This is a genomic window from Sphingobacterium sp. UGAL515B_05, from assembly GCF_033097525.1.
GTDB lineage: Bacteria > Bacteroidota > Bacteroidia > Sphingobacteriales > Sphingobacteriaceae > Sphingobacterium.
Map to the genome: position 1 here is coordinate 1,714,647 of NZ_CP109907.1, position 25,658 is coordinate 1,740,304.

Sequence of the window (25,658 nt, forward strand, 5' to 3'; positions counted from 1 at the left end):
GATGACTATAAAAACCTTAATGGCAGCATGTGCGACTCTAGTGGTCTTTACTGCCTGCGATAAATACCTTGATATAACACCCAAAGGCTCACAATTGGTGCGTACAGCTCAAGATTATTACGATTTGGTCGCCTATCCGAATAGAGGTTATCCGATCAATAACTTTCAGTATCTGGTCGATGATCAATACCTCAAAGAATCCAATGTCATTGGTTTGACGCCCAATATCAATACCATCAACTTTCTATTTCAGGAACAGGAAGACCGGGTAAGCCAACTCACCGCATCAAGCTTTTATAACCAGTGCTACAAATACATTGCACAGTGGAACATGATTATTTCTTTGGCCGACCAAAGTACAGGTGATGGCCAATTAAAGACTCTCGCCAAAGCCGAGGCCAAGATGTTTCGGGCCTTTGATTATTTCCACCTGATCAATGTCTACGCCAAAGCCTATGATGCCAGCACAGCAGCCCAGGACGGCGGTGTCTGCATTATGGATAAATATGATCTGGAGGCCAAACCAACAAAATCAACCGTGCAGCAGGTATACGATTTTATCCAAAAAGATATAGACGATGCTATACCTCATCTGCAGGAGAAACCCACCAACCCCTATCACCCCTCGCTGGCCTTTGCTTATGCATTGAAAGCGAAGGTGCATCTTTTCAAACGAGAAATTCAGGAAGCACAAGCCGCTGCCGAAAAAGCCATGCAGCTGAATGGCCAGCTCATCGACCTGGTGCAGTATGAGAAGTTAGGCGGGCCAAGCAAAACCCCTATCCTCGCCGAAAACAACCCCGAGGTATTAAGCTATATGTATGTGAACGGCTACACGGAAATGAACTTTGGCTACAGTTATATCTTAAGTCCAGAATTGACGAGCATGTTTGATCAGGAAGATAAGCGCTTTAGTTTATTTTATACCAAATCCAATGCTAGTTTTCTGGATATTGGCGCCGGAGCAAGTTATTACAATGTAAAGTATACCTCCTTTTTCTTCCCTACTGTGGGGCTGAAAACACCGGAGATCTACTTGATGTTGGCCGAATGTTATGCACGTCAGGATCAATATGCCAAAGCCATAGATATGTTAAATACCTTACGCAAGAATCGGATCGAAGGAAGTAAAGCCTTATTGGCTGTCCCTGCTACACGAAAGGAAACCATGGATCTGGTCATTAACGAACGCCGGCGGGAGCTACCTATCGGATTCCATCGTTTCTTTGATCTGAAACGTTTGAATCTTGAAAAAGAATATGCGAAAACACTTGTCCGCGTATTCCCGATTGTCAATAAGACTGTCGAACAAAAGACCTACACACTGGCGCCAAACTCCAGAATGTACATTATTCCATTTCCATTGGATGTCATGAAGTTAAACCCAAACTTGCGGTTAAATACAGACGAAGCTGTACCGTTTTAATAGATGCTATAACAAACACATGAAAAACAAAATTATCTTTAGTACCCTCGCCTTGCTTTTGTCTGGAGCAATAGTTCAAGCGCAGCAGATCCCGAATAAGACAGCGGCTAAAACAGATACGCTAAAATCAAAAAATGATCTCCATGAAGCTTATAATAAGATTGTAAATAAGCAAAAAATTGCTCGCTCAGGCGTTTTCAACGTCATCGAGTCGGAGAGGAAGTGGTATCTGGACATACCCGACAGTTTATTAAACCGTTATTTTTTGACCGTAACCCGCTTGGTATCGGCTCCACAGGGGTTTCCGATGTATGGTGGCGAGAAGCTAAATGAGCAGACACTTTACTTTGAGAAAGGAATGGGCGACCGCATACAGCTTCGAGCAGCAATTTATAAGCAGGATGCACCGGAAAACGATGCCATTCGGACTGCATTGGTACAGTCTCAAGAAGATCCAATTATTGCTATTATGGATATCAAAGGACTTAACGCAGGTAAAAACAGCTATTTAGTGGAGGTAACTGATCTTTTTCGAAAAGACAATGCTGCAGTTTCCTTTGATAGCAAGCTAAAAAGCGAAAATAAGCTATCCGCTCTGGCCGACGATCGATCTTTCATTACCGACATGAAGGTATTTCCGATCAACCTGGAAGTAAAAACGACAAAAACATATTCCTCAACATCAGGTACTCCTGCAGCTATGTTGACAGGATCCTTAACTTTTACAACCAACACCTCCATGGTGCTGTTGCCAAAAGAGCCGATGAAAAAACGGATATACGATGACCGGGTAGGCTACTTTGCCAACAAGTATATCCTCTTTACCGATAAAGATCAACGGTCCAAAGCCTTAAATTTTATACAGCGCTATCGTCTTGAACCCCAAGCGAAGGATGTAAAACGTTATTTAAAAGGAGAGCTTGTAGAACCTCAAAAGCAAATTGTCTATTATATTGATCCAGCAACGCCAAAAAAATGGCGTCCGTATCTGATTGCCGGAATCAATGACTGGAACAAGGCATTTGAACAGGCTGGATTTAAAAACGCCATTGTCGGCAAGGAATGGCCTGAGCAGGATTCGACGATGAGCCTGGAGGATGCACGGTTCTCTGTGATCCGTTATTTTGCCTCCGAAAAGGCCAATGCCTACGGACCGCGAATTTCAGACCCCAGAAGTGGCGAGATTATCGAAGCCCATGTGGGCTGGTATCATAATGTGATGAAACTCGTGCAGCAATGGTTTATGGTGCAGGTTGGGCCCTTAAATAAGGCTGCACAAAAAATGCAGTTGGATGACGAGGTGATGGGCCAATTAATTCGTTTTGTCTCGTCGCACGAGGTGGGGCACAGTTTAGGTCTCCGTCACAACATGGGAGCAAGCAGCCAAACGCCCGTAGAGAAATTGCGCGACAAAAAGTGGGTCGAAAAAAATGGTCATACGGTATCGATCATGGACTATGCTCGTTTCAATTATGTCGCGCAACCGGAGGATAAGGTGGGGCTCGCGGGTATATATCCGCGTATTGGAAGTTATGATAAATGGGCCATTCAATGGGGTTATCAGTATCTTCCACAATTTTCAAGTGGAGAAGATGAACGAGTTTACCTGTCGAAACAAGTGACGGACAGCCTGACGGCGAACCCCAAGTTGTGGTTTGGCGGTGAAGGAAACGAAGAGGATCCACGCAGTCAGAAGGAAGATCTCGGTGATGACTCGATGTTGGCCAGTAGCTATGGTATCAAAAATCTGAAAAGAGTCGTTTCCAATTTGATAGCATGGACTGCCGAAACTGGAGATGATTACAGTAATCTAAAAGATATGCATAAAGCGGTGCGCGCACAGTTCGACCGTTATCTCTACCACGTATTGAAAAACATCGGTAGTCAGGAGATTACAAAAAAAGTGCGTGGTCAAGAAGGTCCTGTATATGCCGCAATTCCACGAGAAAAGGTAAAAGCTGCCATGCAGTATGTGAGCGACAACGTATTAACCCCACCCCTGTGGCTGTATCCCAAAGATATTCAGGATTTGATCGGAAAAGATGCAAACAAGGAAATAAGTGATCAACAAGAGCAGATGCTTAATATGTTGATGAGCCCAGGAATGCTCTATAATATCTATATGAAATCCCTGACCAATCAGAGACCTTACGGACTTGATGAATATCTGAACGATATCGGGGGAACGATATGGACTTTGCCGGGAGGAGACGTTCGAATAAATGCTTTTAAACGTGCACAACAACGTTTTTTTCTAGAAAAAGTAAATCAGATCATCAACCCCAAAATAGCATCAGGATCCGATATCATATCACAGGCGCAACGTAGCGATGTACAGCTGTATGTCAGAAATTACCTGGGCGCATTAGTAGCAGCAATCAATCAACTTTCCACACAACAGACAGATCCATTAAGTAAACAACATCTTGCGCTCATGCTGTCAGAAATTAAACGCATTCAAAATCAAATAAATAAAGACTAAAAGATGAAAAATAACTTCAAAGCACTTTACATCAGCTGTTTAATCGGCCTGATGATGATCTCCTGTCAATCAAGTCACGGACAGGATGCTGCACAGGAACAACGCGACCGGTTATTTAATGCCTACATGGAAGTAAAAAAAGATATCATGGAGGAAAATTTTGCTGCCAGTAAAGCACACTCCGTTCAATTCGAAAAGGAAGTACAGAATTTTCGGCTAAAAGGCTTGCAGATCGATGACATGATGCGTCTGAAAAAGGTAAGCCAGGCAATGAAGACCGATGCTATAGGCTTGAAATCTGCAACGGACATGAAGGTTATGAAGCAGTCCTTTTCTGCCGTCACAAAATCCTTATTCACCATTATGGAGACCATGAAATGTACAGATGAAACGGTGTATTTACAGTACTGCCCAATGGAAAAAGGCTATTGGTTAAGTTACGACAAGGCGATTGAAAATCCTTACGCAGCATCGATGCGGCACTGTGGCCAATTGGTCAAGGGAATGGCTACAGCGGATTACCCGGAGCCCGTGGCCTGCCATTAAAGCGTGACGCGATTTAGAAATTCGAAAAAAGAATTCGGGATTACTAAAATTGCCCTGTGGCCATTTTCGTAAGGAGAGCGATCATTAACGGTCAGATCGTTTTATAAAAAAAACCAGCCTACTGAGTTATAGTGGGCTGGCTTTTACTTAAGATTTTTATCGGCTTTATGGCCTTGCACCTCGCGCGAGCTGCCCAAGGGAAAATAAAATTTACCGATCCAACGACGTAAATACCGAACTCTGAGAATGGAACTTCGGTACGATGTCATTCACCAGCTGCACTTAATTTCATTTTATCAGCGTTAGGATCTGCAATTTGCGCAAATGCACATAATTGTTCAATTATTGCCTGCTGTAATGCTAAATCTAGCGTATTAACTTTCGCAATCATAATGTTATCATGATAGACCTTTTCCGTGTTCTCCCCATTCGCCAGAAGTTCTTCGAAAATCTTTTCTCCCGGGCGGAGGCCAACAATCTTAATGTCAATATCTTCGCGATAATTGCAACCCTTTAAGCGGATCATCTGCTTTGAAAGATCCATAATCTTAACGGGCTCCCCCATATCAAAGACAAATATTTCACCTCCTTTCCCCATTACGCAGCCTCCTGTACCAATTGACAAACCTCAGGAATAGTCATAAAATAACGGGTGATATTCGGATCGGTAATCGTTAAAGGTCCGCCTTTGAGTATCTGTTTTTCAAATAATGGAATTACAGAACCATTTGACCCCAGTAAATTGCCAAAACGTGTGACAATGAAATTGGTTTTGGAGTTTATATTCACCGTCGATATAGCACTTTTCGCTACACGTTTGGTAGCCCCCATGACATTGGTCGGATTGACTGTCTTATCGGTGGAGACCATGACAAATTTGGATACGCCATACTGATCCTCCAATTGCGCTACATTATAGGAACCCCACATGTTTGTTAAGATGGATTCGTACGGATTCGCTTCCATCAACGGCACATGTTTATAAGCGGCTGCATGAAAGACGTATGTCGGTCTATAGAACTGAAACAGCGTATCAATAAATAGGCATCCCAGACACTGCCTTCCATAAAAACACAACGTCCAAAATTTGCTATTGAGCTCAATTCCTGTTGAATATCATACAAAGAAGATTCTGCTTGATCGACTACAATAGGCTGTTTTAAATCCGTATGTGCAAGCTGACGAACCAGTTCCCCACCAATGGAGTCGGCTCCCCCTGTTACCAATACGACCTGCCCTTTCATTTCGGCCGCAATTGCAGGATTGTCCAGATCTATTGCTTTACGTCCCAGCAAATCCTTTATACGTAAACTACGGATCTGTCTTGTTGCCACCTCACCAGCCATTAAGCGCGCCATATCTGGGATAATTTTGACGATTAATGGAATAGGTTCGGCCAACTTAAAGACCTTGCTTAATCGCTCGGGAGACCTATTATCGATTGCTACTATTAGCTCTGCGGCATTTCCGTGCCTATCGACAAATTCTTTATTCAACTTATTAACATCATGGATTCTAAAGCCTTGAATTCGACTACCAATACGATGCGGATTATCGTCCATGATCGCTAAAATCCGATATTTATCGCGTGAGGTCGTATGGATAAAGTGGAAGGTCGTATTGCCCATATTTCCTGCACCAAACAAAATGAACGGAATAAGGTTGTTTTATTACCCCACATAATTTCATGATACATGGCCCTATAAAGGACAAGGCTGTAGGTCATTCCAAAACCCACGATTAATGTATGAAAAAGAAGCTGTGTATCAGAGAATGGAAAAGCGGCATGCGAGAACGAAGGTTGTGTCCATTCTAATATTTTACATATAATGACCGACAAAAAGGTTCCAATAATTTAAGATCTCTTTGATTAAGAATGTTTGGTAGCTCCATATAATTAGCTAAATTGCTTTTATACAAATAAAATTATATTGCATATCAGAGGATATTTAGCTAAGTTTGATCAAATTGTATCTTAAAAACTAAATGGACAAACAAATAAAGGATATTTTTTTTCAATTATTACGTATCGGTCTTTGGGGAGAAGGGAAGCTTTCCCTCACCAAACCCTTGTCCGATGACGATTGGAATAGTATCTTAAAATATGCGAGCAACCACACGGTAGAAGGGATTATCTATGACAGTTTTTCATTTTTAACGGAAGGTCAATTACCACCAGCTTCTTTACGTTTAAAATGGGCTGTACGTGTGGACAAGATTGAACGTCATAATGCGAAGATGAATGCAGTAATTGCCGAACAGTTTTCGTTGTTTACCCAAAATGGTATCCGCCCAATTTTACAAAAAGGACAGGGTGTCGCATCCTATTACCGCATTCCTACTCATCGCATCAGTGGTGATATTGATTGGTGTTTTGAAGAAGATGATTATAGTAAAGCAAGAAATTACCTCAAAGAAAGTCATCCTGATTTTGAAGATACAGCAGGCTTCAGCCTTCATTACTATTGGAAAAATATTCACATTGAGCATCACAAGAAAACATTTGATTTTAGAAGTCCATTAAAAAGCAGTTATTTAAAGAAACTTTTATCTCTATATAAAGATCAACAGCGAATAGTGACGATAAACAACGTACTAGTTCGTGTGCTGGCTCCAGAGCTTCAAGTACTTCAAGTCAATATACATATATTAAAACATTTAATTACTTATGGGATTAGCTTACGTCAGTTTTGCGATTCGGCGAGATTATATTATAGTATACTCCCCTGTATTGATGGTCACGCATTGTATACGATTTATAAAAAAACCGGGATGCTCAAGTGGACTCACTTGCTTCATAAATTGCTTGTCGAATATATTGGGCTTCCACAAACTGCCATTCCGTTTCCTTATCCCAAAGACACCCGTGTCGATTGGATGCTAGATGAGGTATGGTATTCCGGAAATTTCGGATTCAATGATGAAAGATTTGATCAGGGAAAAAAATCAAGATTTTTCTATCGACCAGATTCCGGTAAACGTCTTTGGAGGAATTTTAAAAGGTATCTTAAATATGCTCCACAGGAAGCTATAGCATTTCCCTTCGTTCAAGCATATTCCAAGTTTTTAGGGAAAGATAGTGATTAAAAATGCGTCTCCGATTTCAAACTAGAAATAGAGACGCTGCAATTTTGTATTAAAAGTCTAAATAAATACTTTCATTGACCACTTCTTTCTCTGGCCACAATCTTTGCGGATAATCACCTATTTCAATTAATTGATGAATACTTTGTTGAACCTGATCCTTATCTTCCTTATACGTCACACCAAACCATTTTGCGTCGGTTGGAAGCACAGAAAATTTCGCGACACCTTGCTTCACCATATAATCTGGCAAATCAGGAATAAAGAATTCCGCTTTGGGGTTCTCATGATTTTGCTCCACAAAGTCAGGAAATAATGCACGCGCAATTACAAATATTTTGGGCGTAAATCCCCAAAAATTCATCGACACCCGTGTATTGTAGGGTAACACGGTTTCTTTCTCTTCCTGCGCGTAGACGATATCGCTATCTTTTCGATAGATGTTAGTTCTTTCCGTAACGCTCTGTAAATGATTCGTAGCATTTACTTCACATACACCACGCGAGACATAGCCAAAGTCAGAAAGGGTATTTCCAACCTCAAATCCAACTAATGCCATTTCCGTATCATTGGCTTGATGCTGTAAAAAAGTAGCCATTTTTTGAAAGGCATCATAGCCGTAAAAGTCATCTGCATTGATCACACAGAAGGGTCTATCCACCTCTTGCTCGGCACTCATTACGGCATGTCCTGTTCCCCAAGGCTTTTGACGTTCTACGATGCGATCCACACCAAATTTTTTTAAGTCAAAATCCTGATAGGCGTAGGCAACTTCAACGGAGTTTGGGAGCTTATCCCCTACATTCGTTTTCATCACCTCCAAGAATTCCTCCCGAATTACAAAAACGACTTTTCCAAAGCCAGCCTTTATCGCATCATAAATTGAATAATCGATTATTTTTTCACCAAAGGGGCCAAAGCATTCTATCTGTTTTGCCGACCCATAGCGGCTGGCCATTCCGGCAGCCAAAATGACTAAAATTGGCTTCTTGGAATACATTTCATTTCTTAACATGACGATTTGATCTTATCTGTTTGTTGTTTTAAATTTTTCTTTGTGTACTACACGATAAACGTTATAATAAACGATTATTCTATTCGTTTGTATTTGAAAATTTATAGGATAAATAGAAGCATAAAATAACAAAACATATGCCACTATATGTTCTTTCCCGTTAACAAACTAGGAAGAATTGATTAAAAAGAACCCTATAGGACCCTAAAATAGTGATGCCTCATCTTTTGTAAAGAGAGGCATCCCCAAAGAACCTTTTTATTTTTACAGTTTCTCTTCTGTTGTTTTTCCTTCAGCCTTATTTCCTTCAAGCTCCTCCGCCTTTACGCCTTTCGGATTGCTCCATAGTTTCTTTTTATAGGCATCCAGCTTCTCCTCCACTTTTTTCCCGTCCAGCTGCTGGCCTCCATTTTCGGTATCTTTCAGATTTTGCAACATACCTGGCGATGATTCCCTCACGATTGTACTTGCAAATTTGTTCTGTAAAAAGAAATCGTCCATGGTCATATCATATAGACCCTTATCCGGATCAGAAATATCGACCTGTATCAAACTATAACGCAATTGTGGAAAATATAACCAAAATGCCGGCGTTGCACCGACAGATTCAGCAAGCTCAGCTGATGTGGTTATATTCATTAGGGGTGCCACACCAATAATGCGTGTCTCCAATCGGCTACGTTGCTTATCGAAGAAAATATCCTCTTTTACCCTAAATTTAGTCACACGCGCCGGATCAAACTCATTCAACGCCATTTTGGAATCGATTTGATTACCCTCCCCATCGAAAATTGGAACCAGCACGCTGTCTGCAAATCGAGCCATCCCCTCTTGTGCACTTAATCTCCCTTTGAACGAATCATCATCCGGACTATAGAGTGATAATTTCCCATTTTCAATGCCTTTCATAATCACTTCAATCAATGAGTTGCCGGGTACAGCCAATAGATTATTCTTTTCATCCTTAAGGTCAATATCGCGCCATACACGCTTGTAAAACCGGATATTCTTTTTATTCACCTCTGGATAAGCAAACGGCACCGCATCCTCCATACTATTAGCCTGGTAAAAGCCATCCACTAAAGGAATCGTATCCTGGATTACCTCTCCTGCAGGGATAGGCGTTGAGGTACCCGTTTGCAACATCCGTTGCTGCGCAGGTACAGTATCTATTGTGGTTTCTTGTTGAGCGAACAATGACCCAATTCCAAAAGCCATCGCCGCTATCAATACTATTTCTTTTTTCATCGTTATCGATTTTTATATATAGAACAGCGAATTAATATTTACGGGTTTTACTTTGTACGGTTGGCATTTCAAATGCCGACATTACACAACGGAAACCAATGTAAGAATGCGGTTCATAATCTACCGAGTAGTTTCGGGTTTCACTATTTAACTGTTCACCGTTATCTTTCCAAGATCCACCGCGCACCACTTTACGTTTCAAAGCATCGCCATCCTTTTCATCAGCATCGTACAGTAACGCCGGATTTAAGTCATTCACAAAAACAACTGCAGAGGGGCTATACGCATCGAGTGTCCATTCAGACACGTTACCAGCCATATTATACACACCAAACGCATTCGGCATATACGATTTCACCGGAAGCGTAAACGTAGCACCGTCACGCGAATACGTTCCCTCACCCTGTTTAAAATTGACCGCCAATTTCTTTTTACCTTCTGTTCCATCAATCGTCATGCGCGATCCTGCCACTGTATCCTGAGGATCCAATTTACCCGATGCCGCATATTGCCATTGCGCTTCCGTCGGCAAGCTCAAGCTGAGCTGATACCCATTGAGATAGGAGTTTTTCAATACCGTAGCCGCCATCTCATTTGCACGCCAATCGGTAAACGCACGCGCCTGTCTCCAAGTAACCCCCACTACCGGATAATAATCAAAAGAAGGGTGGCTGAAATAATTGGCATCTAGCGATGCAAGTTGCGCATTTGGAAAATCTTTTGTCCAAATATCTTCAACCGGCATTACGCCCACCGTATCGGTCACATATTTCTTTTTTACATTCCCTTTCGATTGAAGATAAGAGAAACGATATTTGATCATGTCTGGATTGAGTGCTCTTCTATTGCCCTGCATTTCAAGCATAGGAGCAATACGCTCTTGGATAGCAGGATCATTGCTTCTCCAAATTGGGGATATCTTTTTCACTTTCGCCCAGTTGATCCGCTTTTGTCCAACCTGTTCGCCCGCAACGTCCAAAAAATATTGGTCGTCATTTAAATAATCCGTTACAGCAACAGAATCAGCCACCCAGTTGACAAATTCACGGTATTGTTTATTCGTTACTTCCGCTTCATCAATAAAAAATGCGCTCACGCTTACATTTTTCCCCACGTTTCCGCTGTCCAATGATCCTTTGAACAAAATGGTTCCTGAGGGAATATACACCATTCCAGGAGGGGGAGGTAATTTTCCGCCTTTAAAAGCATTTACTTTTGGCGCTTTGTACATCGTCGTATTCGATTTACACGCAGTAAAACCAATTAATATAGCTAAAGAAAAAAGCCCTAGCAGGCGATTGCCATTATAACTTTTTAGTATGTTCATTATTGTTCTATTTTGATTTAAACTGGCCTAATTACGATTGAATAATGCATATTTCACCCCGACAGAAACAAATCCGTATTGATCGTTATTCTTATTGATAACACCATCCAAGTTATCATTAAAGGTCAATGTATGTTGATAGTTGACATTAATTGCCCATTGTGGTCCGTAGAGTGTCCGTCCGAAAGGGATATCAACACCAACATTTAATGGAACGACAAAATGAATTTCACCGCGATCTTTTGCTATTTCACCTCCTGAAGATTCTAGATAATTGGCATAGAGGGTTGAAATATTTCTTTGAATTCGGTTTTTAACCAATCCCGTCCCAGCGCCCACATACACGTTTGAAAGGATACGAGACAATGTATTTGCCTGCAAGGTGTAATAACTGTAATTCTTCGCTCCTTCCAAAAATTGGCCTACCCGGATTTTACCGTTGACATTTCCTGCGAAATACCGATTCTTAAACTCGCTCTCATAACCATTTCCGGCTAGTGTTCCCTTTTCACCATGTAATCCAACAGAGATAAAAGGTGTGATGAGATAATCCAACTCCCCATAAAAAGCAAATTTAGACTCTACATTTCCTATGTCTGTCAGATTGATGGTCCCTCCAGCACCTGCTCCGATGCTTATTGGTCTAGAGAACTGCGCTGATGCAGTTAAACCTGTTAAAAATGAAATTCCAATAAGGCTAAAAATCAGAAGTTTTTTCATTTGGTCTAGTGTATTAAATATTAATAAGAACGGCTTAAGACTTACAATAGTATTTCATTAAAAAATCCCAAGCCGTTTTCTACGACTTGGGATTGAACAACAATAAGGCCAAAATTAGTTAATATAGACTTTTATTTTATATTTATACGATCTTTTAGACCTTGCCAAACTTTTGCAAGACCAGTTTTCTTGGTCCCTTTGTCGCCATAACCATAGCCATAACCGTAACCATAGCCATACCCACGAGCGAAGTCCACGTCATTAACGACAGAGGCAAGATTTTTCAATTTTCCATCAATATACAATTCGCGCGGCACTTGAAGTAAGCGCTTGTCTAAATAATTTACACGAGACACATACAGTGTAAGGTCTGCGTTATGTGCAATCAACAAGGTATCTGTTACTAAACTTACTGGAGCGGTATCCACCAACACATAATCATAATGTTCACGGGCGTATTTAATGACGTCGTCAAAATGACCATTCATCAATAACTCTGCTGGATTTGGCGCAATATATCCTGAATAAACCACGTCAAAATCATAGTTACCAGGTTTCTTAATAATGATATTATCCACATCCATATCAGGATTTATCAAGAACTGTGTAATTCCGACGTTAGTGTGTTGTAAGTGCGATAGACCCAAATAATCCAGTACTTTGGGACTTCTAATATCTGCGCCAATTAACAATACCTTTTTTCCTGACATTGATAAAATCTGCGCAAGATTAGTTGTTACAAACGATTTTCCCTCTCCAGAGATCGTAGACGTTACAAAAACCACTTTGGAAGTATCTTTGTTATCAGCGCCAAACATAAAATTCATGTTGGTCCGCAGAATACGGAAGGCTTCAGCCAGTGATGAACGATCATTCAAATGTACAATAGTGTCTTCAGCAGTTGGAATCTCACCAAGCACGGGTATTTTTACAATATCTTCAACATCCTTACGGGAGTGAATTTTATTGTCCAATAGAAATTTAACATAAAGAATTACAAAGGGTACTACAAATCCTAAAATTAATGCACCAATTAGAACAATGTTTTTTCTTGGCGATACAGGAGCACCATTCGAATAAGCAGCGTCTATAATTTTTAAGTTGTCTGGTGTTGCAGCAGCTCTAACTTCACTTTCTTCTCTTTTTTGTAATAAAAGCAAATACAATGACTCAACTATTTGTTGTTGTCTTGATATCTTCTTAAATCCTTGCTCTTGAGTAGGAATAGAACTTATCTTATTCTTGATTTCATTTGATTTTGCAACAATACTATTCAATGCCAACTGCGTTACTTTCTGATAATTTTTCAACGACTTCCTGATATTCCTATCACTTTCAGAAATACTTTCATTTATTGCTTCAACAACAGGGTTTTCAGACGAAGCTGATTTTAGCAAATCATCGCGTTCGAGAACCAATTTATTATACTCGGTAATAGCAGAAACAATTGAAGCGTCTTGTAGTCCAACATTGGAAGGAAGAAGTTTACCTACCTCTTGCTTCGTTAAATAATCATTCATGTGATCGACAAGTTTCAATTGGGTACGATATTCTAAGACTCTCCTATCATTTTCCGAAGCATTATTTAAAAACACACCGGCCTCTGTCGTCATATCAACCATTGAATTATTTGCTTTAAATTCTGCAGCTTCTTGATCCGCGCCAGAGAGATCTTTAGAGATTAACATCAATCGCTTATTAATAAAATCAGATGTCGCACGTGTCGTTCGCAGTTTATCATTTGTCAAATCAGCATTGTACACATCAATTAAGCTATTTAAGATAATTTCTGATTTCTTTCCTAAACTCGATATCATCGAGAAATTTACAATGTAAGATTGAAGTTCTTTTCCAGGAGATATATTGATTGATCCAATAGTAGCGTCAACAGCTCTGCTTTTAGGTAAAATCACTATTTCATACTCAAGATTTGAATTGAAAATTTTACCACTACTCTTTAATAAAAAACTGTTTTTACCAAAATTTATTACCTTATTAAAACTAGAAATTATTTTATCTCCCGTAGATGGATTAGTAATTTCTATCGTTTGTTTATTTCTAAATTTTGCTAAAAGACGTAAATTAATACTATCCTGATTTCCCTGAGGATTAATTGTAAATGGCATATCCTCCTCTAGAACTTCAGAAGAACGAATCTGCCCTTTTACAAAATATAAAATATTTAAATGATTTAAATCAACCACTTTTCTAACCAGTCTTCGAGATGACAGTATAGCAATTTGATCGGTAACATAAGAGCCTCTGCTACCACCAAATCCAATACCACTAGTTAATTCAGCTATCCCGGCTAGCTCACCTGCAGAAGCACTTCGTTCATCTTTTAACAAAATTTTTGCTGTAGTATTATATGTCTTTTGTGCATATCTTAAATAAGAAACAGCGCATATTATCGATAATATTACCGTTAAAACAAACCATTTCCAATAAAAAGCATACTGTTCAAATAATTGTCTAAAGTTGAAATCTTCTTCTAAATTATCTTTGATTTGATTAGGTTGTTGTTCCATAATTTAATTAACGTGTTAAAACTGAAATTACTGTGATTAACAAGCTTGCCACTGAGATAAAGATATTAGAATTAGCTCCTAATTTAGAGCTATTAATCTGAGCTTTGTTGGGTTCAACGTAAATTACGTCGTTTTGTGCTAAATAGTAATATTTTGAATTTAATGCCTCTTCTTTAGTGAGATCTAAACGATGGGTAGATTTCTTCCCATCAATTTCTCTAATTATCATCACATTATGCCTCATACCCCTAATTGTTAAGTCTCCAGCCATTCCTAGAGCTTCTAAAACAGTAACTCGTTCAGATGGCATAACAAACGATCCTGGTCTAGCAACTTCGCCAAGTACAGAAACCCTAAAATTATTAAAATTCATATTGACTCCAGGCTCCTTAATATATTGGCTCAATTCTGAACGTAACTTCTCTATTGCTTCGATACGAGTTAGTCCAGCGATTTTAATTTTCCCCAACATAGGCAGGGTAATATAACCTTGATTGTCTACTGTATATACAGGTCGCATAGCCATATCTGCCGCTTGACTGATTGTCCCACTTGTCATAGTGCTGACGGGATTAAATGGAGCTGTGACTTTAGGATCAGCAGCAGTGACAACAATAGTTAAAATGTCATTTGGTTGAATCTTCGGGACAAATTGCTCATACAGAGTATTAATTTTTGTAGAATCAGGTTGCAAATAAACCATATTCTTACGTGACTCGCAAGAACTCATTAATAATAGAAATATTGAAAATATTCCTAAAAATAGACTATACCTTAAATATAACTTCATGTGGTATTTTGTAAATTTAAACTGTTTAACGACAAAAGTATAATTATTTTATTCATACTACTCTCAAAAAGTTAATAGAAATTCCTTAAAATTCTTATAAAATTTGCTTTCATATATATGATTAAAACAGGACAAAGAGTAGAATTTGATGTTTAAAAGTTATTGAAAAAGACTGTTTATTCTTCCAATATCTGACGTATTTTTAAACCTATAAATTCTTTCTCTACTTCTGTTAAATTAGAACCTGAGGGCAAACATAGACCAACTTGGAATAATTCTTCAGCAATATTATTACCGTAATAAGGAGAATTGACAAACACTGGTTGCAAATGCATAGGTTTCCATAAGGGTCTTGATTCTATATTATCTTCTAATAATTTCAGTCTTAACAGCTCCCTTGATACACCAGTTTTAGTTTCATCTATAGTAATTGCTGTTAACCAATGATTAGAATAGAAATCATCGCTTGGTTCATTTAGAACACTCACTCCTTCAATACCTGAAAATAAATTCAAATAAAATCTCGTCATATCTCGGCGACTATTAATTCTATCTCGTAAAACTTCCATTTGTCCTCTCCCTATTCCAGCGCAAATATTCGACATACGATAATTAAAGCCTATATGTGAATGTTGATAATGCGGCGCATTGTCTCTTGCTTGAGTAGATAAAAAAACAGCATTGTCCTTATCGTCCTGAGTATGGCAAACCAAAGCGCCTCCTCCTGATGTCGTAATTATTTTATTCCCATTAAAACTCAATACACCGAACGTACCCAAGGTACCACAGCTCCTGCCCTTATAAGTAGAACCCAATGCTTCCGCAGCATCTTCAATAATAGGAATATCAAATTCTTGTGCGATAGTTAATATCTCATCCATCTTTGCGGGCATACCATATAAATGCACTACAATTATTGCTTTTGGTTTCTTACCTTTAAGAATACGATCAGTTACAGCTTCTTTTAAAGCTATTGGGCACATATTCCAAGTGTCCTTTTCCGAATCTACAAAGATAGGGGTAGCTCCTTGATATGCAATTGGATTAGCCGAAGCTGAAAATGTCATGGATTGACAAATTACTTCATCACCATAACCGACCCCGCATTCAATTAGTGCAATATGTAGCGCAGCGGTACCTGATGATAGAGCTGCAACTTTTACGTCTGCATTCAAGAATTTCTCTAAATCTTCTTCAAAACCATTTACATTGGGTCCTAATGGAGCAACCCAATTTTGGTCAAAAGCTTCGTGAATATACTTTAATTCACTCCCTCCCATATGGGGAGATGAAAGCCATATTTTATCTGACATGATATTTTAAATTAATCGTTCATTTTCCTAATTATCTTCCCAGGGTTGCCTACTACAGTGCAACCGTCAGGAATATCCCGAATTATTACAGCACCCGCTCCAATTGTACACCACTTTCCGATTCTTATACCTTGGATAATACACACACCTATGCCAACATGAGTTCCTTCACCAATAGTTACGTTACCTGCTAAAGCAACATTAGGAGATAAATGTACATAATCCTCTATTAAACAATCGTGATCGACTGACGCATTCGTATTGATAATACATTGTTGTCCAATATTAACGTCTACATTAATAGTCGCACCAGCCATAATGACGGTTCCTGCTCCCAATAATGTTCTTTTTGAGACGGTGGACATTTTATGAATTATAATGGGATATTTTGCGTCTATGTTATTATCAACTATTTTTTTTCGAATCCCATTGTCTCCTATTGCTACGACCAATGACTCTGTAGTTGAAGGTAATTCTTTAAAAACCGGATAACCTAATACTGACTTTTTGTTATCATCACAATCGATAAAACCATCAATAACTATTCCACAAGTTTCTGCAATTTCTGCAATTACCTTTCCGTGCCCACTCGCTCCAAATAAATACATAATATCAATCTTAATTTTGTCCATTAAAAGGCTCTATCGTCGCATGTCCTTCAGCAGATATGCCTTCACTTTTAAAAACCTTTTTAAAGGTCATTAGGAAGATTCTCAAATCTGTCAATAAAGAAAGATTGTCAACATACCATACATCCAATTCAAACTTTTTCTCCCACGAAATAGTATTGCGTCCATTAACTTGGGCCCATCCTGTAATCCCAGGCCTTACCTCATGGCGCCGCCGTTGCCTTTCGTTGTATAAAGATAAGTATTGAACTAGAAGTGGTCTTGGGCCAATTATAGCCATATCTCCTTTTAGTACATTGATGAGCTGAGGGATCTCATCCAGTGACGTCTTTCTTACAAGCGAACCGATAGATGTTAATCTCGTTGCATCGGGGAGAAGATTTCCATTTTGATCTTTTTTATCATTCATCGTCTTAAATTTAATGATATTAAAAACACGTCCATTTAATCCCGGCCGTTTCTGAAAGAAAAATGGTTTTCCTCCATTGGAAAAATAAAGCCCTATTGTGATAATGAGAAAAATTGGACTTATAATAATCAAACCGATAAGTGCAATAAGAAAGTCAAAAAGCCTCTTGAAAAAATTTCTATACATCGTCTAATTCTCTATCTTTTAATAAACTTTTATATTCTTTCAATAGTGCATCCCAAACAATCTCTTGCTCGTAACGCTGTATTATCATATTTCTAGAATTTGCTTTCATCTGTGAATAAAATGCTTTATCGGTCACCATGATTTCCATAGCATTTTTAATCGCATCCGCATTCTTAACTGGAATAATTATCCCATTGTTTCCTTCTACAATTATTTCATTACAGCCATTTATATTTGATACAATGGCTGGCAATTCCATTGCTCCGGCTTGCATAACTACATTTGGAAACCCTTCTCTATAGCTAGGGAATACAAGTGCATGGGCAATAGCAAAATAAGGCCGAACATCTTTTTGAAATCCTACAGAAATTATATGAGGATTAATGGCAATTTCCTTTTGAGTATTCTCATTTAATGGATCAAGATCAGGTTCTTGCGGTCCGACTAATAATAATTTTACATCTGATCTTTCTAAAGTTGAAAATGCTTCAATCAGCTCATTTATTCCTTTGTCGCCAACTAAACGGCCTATAAAAACGAAAACAAAATCTTTCTCTTCTATTCCTAGTGTTGATCTCAATTCGGCCGATATGCTAGGATCAACATTTTCTTTTGAAAAGATTGATGTATTAATACCATTTGAAGAACCGTTCCCTAACACTTTAAGCTTCTCTTTAGAAGTATACTGATAACGAAGGATAAAATTGTATAATCCAACTGAATTTGGATAAATTTTTGTAGCGGATTTATAAGTCAATTTTTCAACCCAGTCTAAAACTTTACGCTTTATACCATTTGCTTCCATCAATGGCATACCTGCAACAGTATGTAAACGTATAGGTACGCCAGCCAATTTGGCGCCCAACATACACACGATCCCAGCTTTTGGGGTATGTGAATGTACAATAATAGGATTTTCACTTTTACATAATCTATAGAATTTCCATAAGGAGACTAAATCAGCAATAGGCGAAATTGTCCTTGTCATATTTATCTCTTTTATAGAAATTTTTTCAAGAACTTGAACATCTCTCAGGTCCCTTCCACCTGAAGAAACACCGATTACATCAAATCCATTTCTATTCATAAAAGAAAGTTGTCCCTTTAACAACACCTTAAGTGAAATCGGAACAGTAGTTGCTCGGATTAGTTTATGCATTTAAATGAATATTAATTTTACTTATGAAATTAGTTATCGATCGTTCTTCTAAAAAGGAGTCAAAAATTTCGCGATTTCCTAAAGTATCATTCATTAATGTATTTTCTATATTCATTGCTAGTTCGCTACTATCACCAACAACACAAGTAGAAATTCTAGGAATATCTTCTATCCCACCCGCACATAATGTAGAAATCACTTTCTCATTCTGTGACATCATTTGTAAAAGTACATTAGGGAAGCCCTCTATTATAGAAGATACAACACATGCTTTTGCTTTTCGAAAATATGGATATACGTTACTTTGAAATCCCAATAATTTAACATCATCAAATACGCCTAGATCTACTGCTAACTGCGTTAAATCATCCCTTAAATTTCCCTCTCCGAGAATAACCAATTTCATATTCATTCCCCTATTTTTCAATATTGAGAACGCTTTAATCAAAATATCAAATCCCTTCTCGGGAATCAGACGCCCCGCCGAAACAATAAAATTCGTATCTAATAATGAAGAATCTATTTCTCCATGATATATACTGGCCAAATTTATAGGATTGGGTATTACCACAATATTTATCTTTTCATCCAAATGTGGTAAAGCAGAAATCAATTGATTTTTCATAAATTCAGTTTGACAAATAAGTAGACTTACCTTGCTATAACCAACCTTATATAAAAACCTAAAAAAAGCCAGCTTTCTACCAGAAAATCGCTTAAAAATTGACGTAGATTCTCTAGCTATAAAATTTTCAACCTTTATGAATTTAAACTTAATCATTAAACCTGCAAAGGATGTCAGATGAACATGAGACGTATATACAAAATCGTAGACTTTATTATTATTGGAAATAATATTCCTAAAGAATTTGACTATTCCATTTTTTTCTGCTTTTGCATTTGTAAAAATTAAATTTAGATTACCACGCAAGCGTCGCCAAGCTCCTGTCTTTTCCTGAGTTAGAAATCTTACCTCAACATAAAAATCTCTCTGTAAATAATAATTTGCAACATTCATTAAGTGTTGCTCTGCGCCACCTAACTGATCATTAGGAAGTAAAATAAGAATGCGATTACTCATAAAAAAGGTTTAAAATCATTTTTTACTACCCCAAACACTCTATCTTTATAAGACCCAACATCCATCATATCCTTTTCTGTAACGTAGTCATCAATCATTTTTTGATATAATTCTTTATAATCTCCAATTAATTTAGCCGGAACGCCAGCTACTACAGAGCCTGCCCTTATGGATTTTGTGACAACAGAACCTGCAGCAACAATAACATTGTCCTCAATTTTCACTCCCGGCATTATAATTGAATTAACACCAATGAAAACATTATTACCTATAGATATCTTTGCATATAAATATCTTCTTCCGTTATTATCTCTAGCCAACCAAGCTGAACCATCATGAGTTAAAAATCGAACTCCATCTGTAATTGTTACATTATCTCCAATATCAATAAGAAAAGGTTCGGTGCCCCATTTTGTTGTAATTATCCTACATTTCTTTCCTATTTTAACGCCAACATACTTAGCATACTCCTCCCTACCTTTGAATATTAATATTAGATATGATGATATCTTATGGAATGATGCTCTAATATTCATATTACTTAATATTTATATTTTCTCTAGATGTAGCTCTATATTTAAACTTCTTAAATTCAATCTCATCTATATCCCCAGACGTTTTATTAAATACTACATTATCAAATTTTACGATCGGCCCATTTTTATAATTTCGCCCAAGTTTTATTGGTAATTTTGAGCCAATAATTTTTGCATTTGTAATTTTGATCTCACCAGAAATTTTTCCGGCTGTATTTTTCAAATACAGACCTCCAACAACAATACCACTTTGAGAATTCTCCGTGTAAATATCATTAACATTAATATTTATTGATTTATCAAAATCGCCCTGCAAATTACTTATTCCAATCTGTAACCCAGAAATAATATTATTAATGGATTTATAATTTGAAATACTTATATTACTAATATCTGCTTTATCATTGTTAGGTTCAATATCTATCCCTGACATAGGACTCTTACCATAAGTGTTACTTATTACTGCATTTCGAATACTAATATCTTTTCCAGAAACTATTGTTATACCGTTTCTCCGATTATAATCCAAAACCGGATTTGTAATAGTTATATTAGAAGAATTTAATTTGGTAGAACCAGATATATAAATGCCATCACCCCAACATTTCTGAATTAACGGATTAAAAACTTTAATATTTTTTGAACCAGTTATTCGAATCCCCATGCCCCATTCTCCAACATTATTTAAATGTGTTTGACGATCCCCAATGATTTGAGGATAATACAACTCTATATTTGATACATCTTGAATCAAGATGATAGCATAAGACGATTTTGATGATGATTTTAGCATAATTTTAGAATTATCCTGAAAAATAAGCTTTTGATTAGACTTCAAAATTAATCCCGTATCATTTATTAAAATTGGAAAATTAGGGAATATGATAATCTCATTTTCATCTATTGCCTTTTGAACGAATTTTGTATAATCGTACTTACCTTGCTTATCAAAATTATTTGGAAGGTAATTATCCACTTTAGTAGCTTTACTTTCTAAATAAGAGATATTGTCCCGTTTCTTATTATATATTAAAAATGAACTTTTCGGCTTGGTATAGGTAAAAGAATTTTGAGAAAAAATGCTTAAAGAATAAGTTATCAATATAATTACTATAAAAAACCTTTTTAAAAAGATTATTGAGACATTTTTCATATTACTCGTTTTATGTGTTAATTTTTTGAATTTCTTTACAAAGAATATCTTTAAACGCCTCAGATGATAAAAGATCTTGATAAGTTGATAGACAGTTTTCTTTGTAATCTATGGTCGATTCGCTGACAACATATTTTTCTAGAACTCTAATTAGACTATCTATATTATTATCATCAAAAATAAAACCATTATAACCTTCACGAATGTAAAACCTTGTTCCACAGTCATTGGAGCAAATCGCAGGTACACCATTGGCAATTGACTCCAAGACAGATATGCTGGCTGGCTCATTTGTCGCTGGTAAAATAAATAAATCAGATGCTTGATAATAATTATCCATCAACTCATGTGAGACATTAACTAGTATCTTTGTAAGATGATCAATCCCTCTCTCCTTTATAAAAAGTACAACCTTTTCATAATACTCTTTGTGCGCTTCATTGCTAACTTCTCCAATAATTGTTAAATTTAATTTATATCCCTTTGCAGACAGCTTGGTTATAGCTTCCAACAAAAGAAGTAAATTTTTACGCTTTACAAATTTACCGATAGTTAGCAACCTCAATACATCATTTCTTTCTTTATTTAAAAGTTCAACCTTTTTTTGGGGTATAACGAACGGAACGAACTTTAATTTTTCGGGAATTTTGTATTCCTTATTTACATAACCTTCCAATGGCGATATCCAAATTGATTTAAATAACATATTTACTAAATTAATACTGAAAAGTCTAAATTTAGAATACTCTTGATTTACAATAATTTGAGAATAGATAATAAGCCTAATACCTAAAATTCTTGAACATATCGCAGCAAGTAAAGAAAAATATCGAGAAACATCCCTAACTACAATATAGTCAGGCTTTTCTCTTCTTAAATAATTGAAATAAGAAACAATTTTTGGAAAAGATTTGGGAGAGTTTGCTTTATGATCACCAAAAATGCGAATTAAAAATCTAGAAAGAATACTTTGTTTAAATACAATTGGAATTACTTCCGAATAATTTTCGGTATGTCCTTTAAGAGTTGAATGCACTTCGATAGAGCAGTTCAAATCATATTTCAACGTTTTAACCCATCCTACCATATTTGTATGATATCGGGGAACAATAAAAAACACCTTCATATATTAAAATAAGAGATTACCAATATTTAAATCATCATCTATAAACGAATAGATCGTGAATATGTTGGAAAGCAATTTGCCAATCCCTACCAACGGAAAAATATATCGTAATACATTTAGGCAAAAGGCTAATAAAATCATTATTTTTAAAATTGTTATATATTTCTGATGCTCTTGAAATTTAACTTCAAGCTTTGCAACGATTATTATTAAACTTCCCCAAATAAATGACATTCCTATATAAATGAACCTACCGACACTGGGTACGTTGCTAATTAAATTGAAAAATCCAACAAATGCGAAAGAAAACAAAATTACTCTATAAATATTCCTATCACTCTTTAGTATAACATTATATTTTTTTAGAAGGTATAAAACAAAAATATATAGGCTCAAATTATAAATAGTATTAAACAACCAAATTATTCGCCCACCTTCTTGAACTGATGCATCTGCGTTTAGATAGGCAGAAGTTCTACTTGAAAACATCTCAGGCAAAAAATCTAAAAACTGAAAAAAAAAAGTAAAATCGAAAAAAAAGCTAAATAAACTAAAATAAAATAACGCGAAGACGGAATTCTCGAATCTAATAAATATCAACAAAAATGCAGTTATTATAATCAGAAAAAGAAATGAAAAATGAATAAATGGTAAAACAATCAATAAATACAATCGATTATATTTTTTTTCAAAAATAACTGGAAGCATCATATATATATAGACTTGGGTAGCAAACCAGAAGTCAAAGCCATTTATATACCATACAGGTATAGTAAGTATAAATCCTCCCAATAACCAAGTAAGATCATAACTCGAATTTCTAATAATCTGAATGAAGTAATTTAGGTTTCTGGACTGGAAATAACCAAAACAAAAGCCATAAGCAGCATATAGATAATGATAATCTCGCGTAAATTGAGATACAATAAAGCTTATTAAGTCACTGATGATTTCTATATGATTTCTATTACTTAAAAAATTAGAAAATAAATAGTCAATGGTAACGTTATTATCATACAGATAATAAAATCTACCGACGTAAACTATAGCGTCATTAGTACCAGATTGAAAATTTAAATCAATACAAAATCCAAAAAAAGCACAAAACATCCAAAAAATATTTTTGACACTTGGATTCTTATACTTCTTTAAAGCGATAAAAAGCGAGAGTATGGGGCTTACTAAAAAAAATAGTAAATAATTAAGATATCTAGATTGTCTCATTTCCTATATTAATGAATTTTTGAGAAATTTTGTGAATATCAAATAAATCTAAATCGACCACCGTCTGTTCTAAAAAATTCTTATTCATAAACTGTTCTAGTCTATAGTCCACCTTATTATTCTCCAATACCAAAATTGGGCGGCCTGCAATAGCATAATCAATTAATTTACTAGGGGATTGCACACCGCCATCGTTGTTGATTGAGATTAAAAAATCTAATTGACTAAGTTTATTTATTAATAAATCTCTATTAATAAATCCAGTTAATATAAATCTTTTATCATCCGCTGGAATATAGTCTCTGACCCATTTACTATTTGTATAAATATAAAATTTAAAATCTTTATTAGATTTGCTCAAATATGTAAGTAATTCTTTCGGATCTCTCTTATCTTTATAAAAATTACCCGCATAGGCAAATGATATAGGCGAATTTTCAACATATAGCTCTCTAAACTTCATGTCTTTTGCTACATCAAAACCTTGTGGGATAATATGAAATTTGTTTAAATAAATAGGATCATATGAATTCAAAGAAATGTCAACTGGAACAGTAACATAATCTACCTTCTTGTAAAAAAGATTATCAAGAGATTTAAATATAGATGAATATTTTCTAAATGGATTGTTATAAAAAGGGTCTCCACAGTCAGCGATCCATTTGGTTATTCTATTTTTTCTTTTATCTCGAAGATATGCGATTCCCCAATTTATCGAGTGAGGTTTTGCTATACTAATAATAAAATTTGCAGAAACGATCTTTCTAGCGTTTAGCAAAATGGTAAAGAAAATGAGTGAGTCTGGGAAATTTAACTTTTCAGATTGTCCCAATTTTGTTAGAGCCCCATTTAAGATTTTCAATAAATACTTCCCTGGACTAGAAAATAAATATGAGCTAAAATGATTAATCTTAACACCATTTTCTGCACTAAAGTTTGCATGTTCTTTATTAAAGAATGTTAGAACCTCCACGTCGTGACCATTTGCAGATAGGGCCTTCGCCAATTCTGTAGCCCTAAAAGATCTTGGGCCAAGTTGGGGGAAGAAAGACTTAGTTACGATTAAGATCTTCATTTGTAATTTTTTAAATAAAAATCTGATTTCTCAAATTCACTTTTCGGAATAAATCCATAAAACTCATATTTATCTTTCCAAGGTACGAATTTATCCTTATCTAAATACTTAATTACCTTTGCTGGAACACCTCCTATTACACAAAACCCTTCAGGAAAACTCTTTGTGACAACACTTCCAGCCGCGACTATAGTGCGTGTTCCCAATTCCACCCCCGGTAAGACGACACTATTCATTCCGACCCAACTATATGCCCCTATTACTACAGATTCTTTATTACTTATTCTTTGGTCATATAAATCATGGTTTGAACTTAAAATTCCTACATTAGGAGCTAATTGAACATAATCTCCAATATAAACCTTTCCTGCTCCTTGAATATAGTTTCCAGGTCGACCAATTATACAATTAATACCAACAAAAACGTTTCCAGGATTTGCTACTAAACAATTTTTATGTTTTGGCCAGTAACGATTTTTTCTTAATAAACCAAGTTTATATTTAAGCAAATCGAAATATCCAACCTGAATATTAGATTTGCAAAATTTCTTATAAAGAAGAAAATATGGGATAAGATGGCTTATAGCATTTTTAATCATAT

At 36.4% G+C, this 25,658-nt stretch carries 21 protein-coding genes and 1 pseudogene; 4 read left to right on the top strand and 18 right to left on the bottom strand.

The genetic code is table 11. The features are described 5' to 3' along the window. The first annotated feature begins 1 nt into the window (after position 1). Genes OK025_RS06880 through OK025_RS06890 form a run of 3 tightly spaced genes read left to right on the top strand, consistent with a single transcriptional unit; the run spans position 2 to position 4,454 of the window. Positions 2-1,426, top strand: a complete 1,425-nt coding sequence (locus OK025_RS06880) for a RagB/SusD family nutrient uptake outer membrane protein (protein ID WP_317668849.1) — start codon at positions 2-4, stop codon at positions 1,424-1,426. Positions 1,427-1,445: 19 nt separating this feature from the next. Further along, positions 1,446-3,908, top strand: coding sequence for a zinc-dependent metalloprotease (locus OK025_RS06885; RefSeq protein ID WP_317668850.1), 2,463 nt, complete (start codon positions 1,446-1,448; stop codon positions 3,906-3,908). A gap of 3 nt (positions 3,909-3,911) precedes the next feature. After that, entirely contained in the window at positions 3,912-4,454 is a 543-nt protein-coding gene (locus tag OK025_RS06890) for a DUF3347 domain-containing protein (RefSeq protein ID WP_317668851.1), read from the top strand. A gap of 265 nt (positions 4,455-4,719) precedes the next feature. Here OK025_RS06890 and OK025_RS06895 read toward each other — a convergent pair whose 3' ends face one another. Next, complete coding sequence (locus tag OK025_RS06895; RefSeq protein ID WP_317668852.1) at positions 4,720-5,052, bottom strand: polysaccharide biosynthesis protein; 333 nt, start codon at positions 5,050-5,052, stop codon at positions 4,720-4,722. Further along, positions 5,052-6,082 (bottom strand): annotated as a pseudogene (locus OK025_RS26760) (polysaccharide biosynthesis protein). Before OK025_RS26760 ends, OK025_RS06895 begins: the two are co-directional and overlap by 1 nt. A 358-nt stretch (positions 6,083-6,440) precedes the next feature. Here OK025_RS26760 and OK025_RS06910 point away from each other — a divergent pair. After that, positions 6,441-7,541 (top strand): nucleotidyltransferase family protein, encoded by a 1,101-nt coding sequence (locus OK025_RS06910; protein ID WP_317668855.1) that lies wholly within the window; start codon positions 6,441-6,443, stop codon positions 7,539-7,541. 49 nt (positions 7,542-7,590) lie between these two features. Here OK025_RS06910 and OK025_RS06915 read toward each other — a convergent pair whose 3' ends face one another. From OK025_RS06915 to OK025_RS06990, 16 genes are all read right to left on the bottom strand, one after another. Further along, the gene (locus tag OK025_RS06915; RefSeq protein ID WP_317668856.1) at positions 7,591-8,553 is read right to left on the bottom strand and encodes an NDP-sugar synthase; all 963 of its coding nucleotides are present in this window, start codon (positions 8,551-8,553) and stop codon (positions 7,591-7,593) included. 264 nt (positions 8,554-8,817) lie between these two features. Then, positions 8,818-9,801 (bottom strand): gliding motility protein GldN, encoded by a 984-nt coding sequence (gldN, locus tag OK025_RS06920; protein WP_317668857.1) that lies wholly within the window; start codon positions 9,799-9,801, stop codon positions 8,818-8,820. 31 nt (positions 9,802-9,832) lie between these two features. Then, the gene (locus OK025_RS06925; protein ID WP_317668858.1) at positions 9,833-11,128 is read right to left on the bottom strand and encodes an SUMF1/EgtB/PvdO family nonheme iron enzyme; all 1,296 of its coding nucleotides are present in this window, start codon (positions 11,126-11,128) and stop codon (positions 9,833-9,835) included. Positions 11,129-11,155: 27 nt separating this feature from the next. Continuing rightward, complete coding sequence (locus tag OK025_RS06930; protein ID WP_317668859.1) at positions 11,156-11,848, bottom strand: hypothetical protein; 693 nt, start codon at positions 11,846-11,848, stop codon at positions 11,156-11,158. Between the two features lie 131 nt (positions 11,849-11,979). Continuing rightward, entirely contained in the window at positions 11,980-14,376 is a 2,397-nt protein-coding gene (locus OK025_RS06935; RefSeq protein WP_317668860.1) for a polysaccharide biosynthesis tyrosine autokinase, read from the bottom strand. A gap of 7 nt (positions 14,377-14,383) precedes the next feature. Beyond that, positions 14,384-15,166, bottom strand: a complete 783-nt coding sequence (locus OK025_RS06940) for a polysaccharide biosynthesis/export family protein (RefSeq protein WP_317668861.1) — start codon at positions 15,164-15,166, stop codon at positions 14,384-14,386. Between the two features lie 176 nt (positions 15,167-15,342). Next, on the bottom strand, positions 15,343-16,479 hold the full coding sequence (locus OK025_RS06945; protein ID WP_317668862.1) for a DegT/DnrJ/EryC1/StrS family aminotransferase: 1,137 nt from the start codon (positions 16,477-16,479) through the stop codon (positions 15,343-15,345). A gap of 11 nt (positions 16,480-16,490) precedes the next feature. Then, positions 16,491-17,111, bottom strand: a complete 621-nt coding sequence (locus tag OK025_RS06950; RefSeq protein ID WP_317668863.1) for an acetyltransferase — start codon at positions 17,109-17,111, stop codon at positions 16,491-16,493. Then, entirely contained in the window at positions 17,098-17,703 is a 606-nt protein-coding gene (locus tag OK025_RS06955) for a sugar transferase (protein ID WP_317668864.1), read from the bottom strand. The genes OK025_RS06950 and OK025_RS06955 overlap by 14 nt, the downstream gene beginning before the upstream one ends. After that, positions 17,696-18,862 (bottom strand): glycosyltransferase family 4 protein, encoded by a 1,167-nt coding sequence (locus tag OK025_RS06960; protein ID WP_317668865.1) that lies wholly within the window; start codon positions 18,860-18,862, stop codon positions 17,696-17,698. The genes OK025_RS06955 and OK025_RS06960 overlap by 8 nt, the downstream gene beginning before the upstream one ends. Beyond that, positions 18,855-19,943, bottom strand: a complete 1,089-nt coding sequence (locus OK025_RS06965) for a glycosyltransferase (RefSeq protein WP_317668867.1) — start codon at positions 19,941-19,943, stop codon at positions 18,855-18,857. Before OK025_RS06965 ends, OK025_RS06960 begins: the two co-directional genes overlap by 8 nt. Then, positions 19,940-20,479: an acyltransferase gene (locus OK025_RS06970; protein WP_317668868.1), complete on the bottom strand. Its 540-nt coding sequence runs from the start codon at positions 20,477-20,479 to the stop codon at positions 19,940-19,942. The genes OK025_RS06965 and OK025_RS06970 overlap by 4 nt, the downstream gene beginning before the upstream one ends. 1 nt (position 20,480) lies before the next feature. Continuing rightward, positions 20,481-21,632 carry a right-handed parallel beta-helix repeat-containing protein gene (locus OK025_RS06975; RefSeq protein ID WP_317668869.1) on the bottom strand — a complete coding sequence of 384 codons (1,152 nt, stop codon included), beginning with the start codon at positions 21,630-21,632 and terminating at the stop codon, positions 20,481-20,483. A gap of 10 nt (positions 21,633-21,642) precedes the next feature. Further along, a complete protein-coding gene (locus OK025_RS06980) occupies positions 21,643-22,698 on the bottom strand; it encodes a glycosyltransferase (protein ID WP_317668870.1) in 1,056 nt (351 codons plus the stop codon). A gap of 1,270 nt (positions 22,699-23,968) precedes the next feature. After that, positions 23,969-25,057: a hypothetical protein gene (locus tag OK025_RS06985; protein WP_317668871.1), complete on the bottom strand. Its 1,089-nt coding sequence runs from the start codon at positions 25,055-25,057 to the stop codon at positions 23,969-23,971. After that, positions 25,054-25,656, bottom strand: coding sequence for an acyltransferase (locus OK025_RS06990; RefSeq protein ID WP_317668872.1), 603 nt, complete (start codon positions 25,654-25,656; stop codon positions 25,054-25,056). Before OK025_RS06990 ends, OK025_RS06985 begins: the two co-directional genes overlap by 4 nt. Between the last annotated feature and the right edge of the window lie 2 nt (positions 25,657-25,658).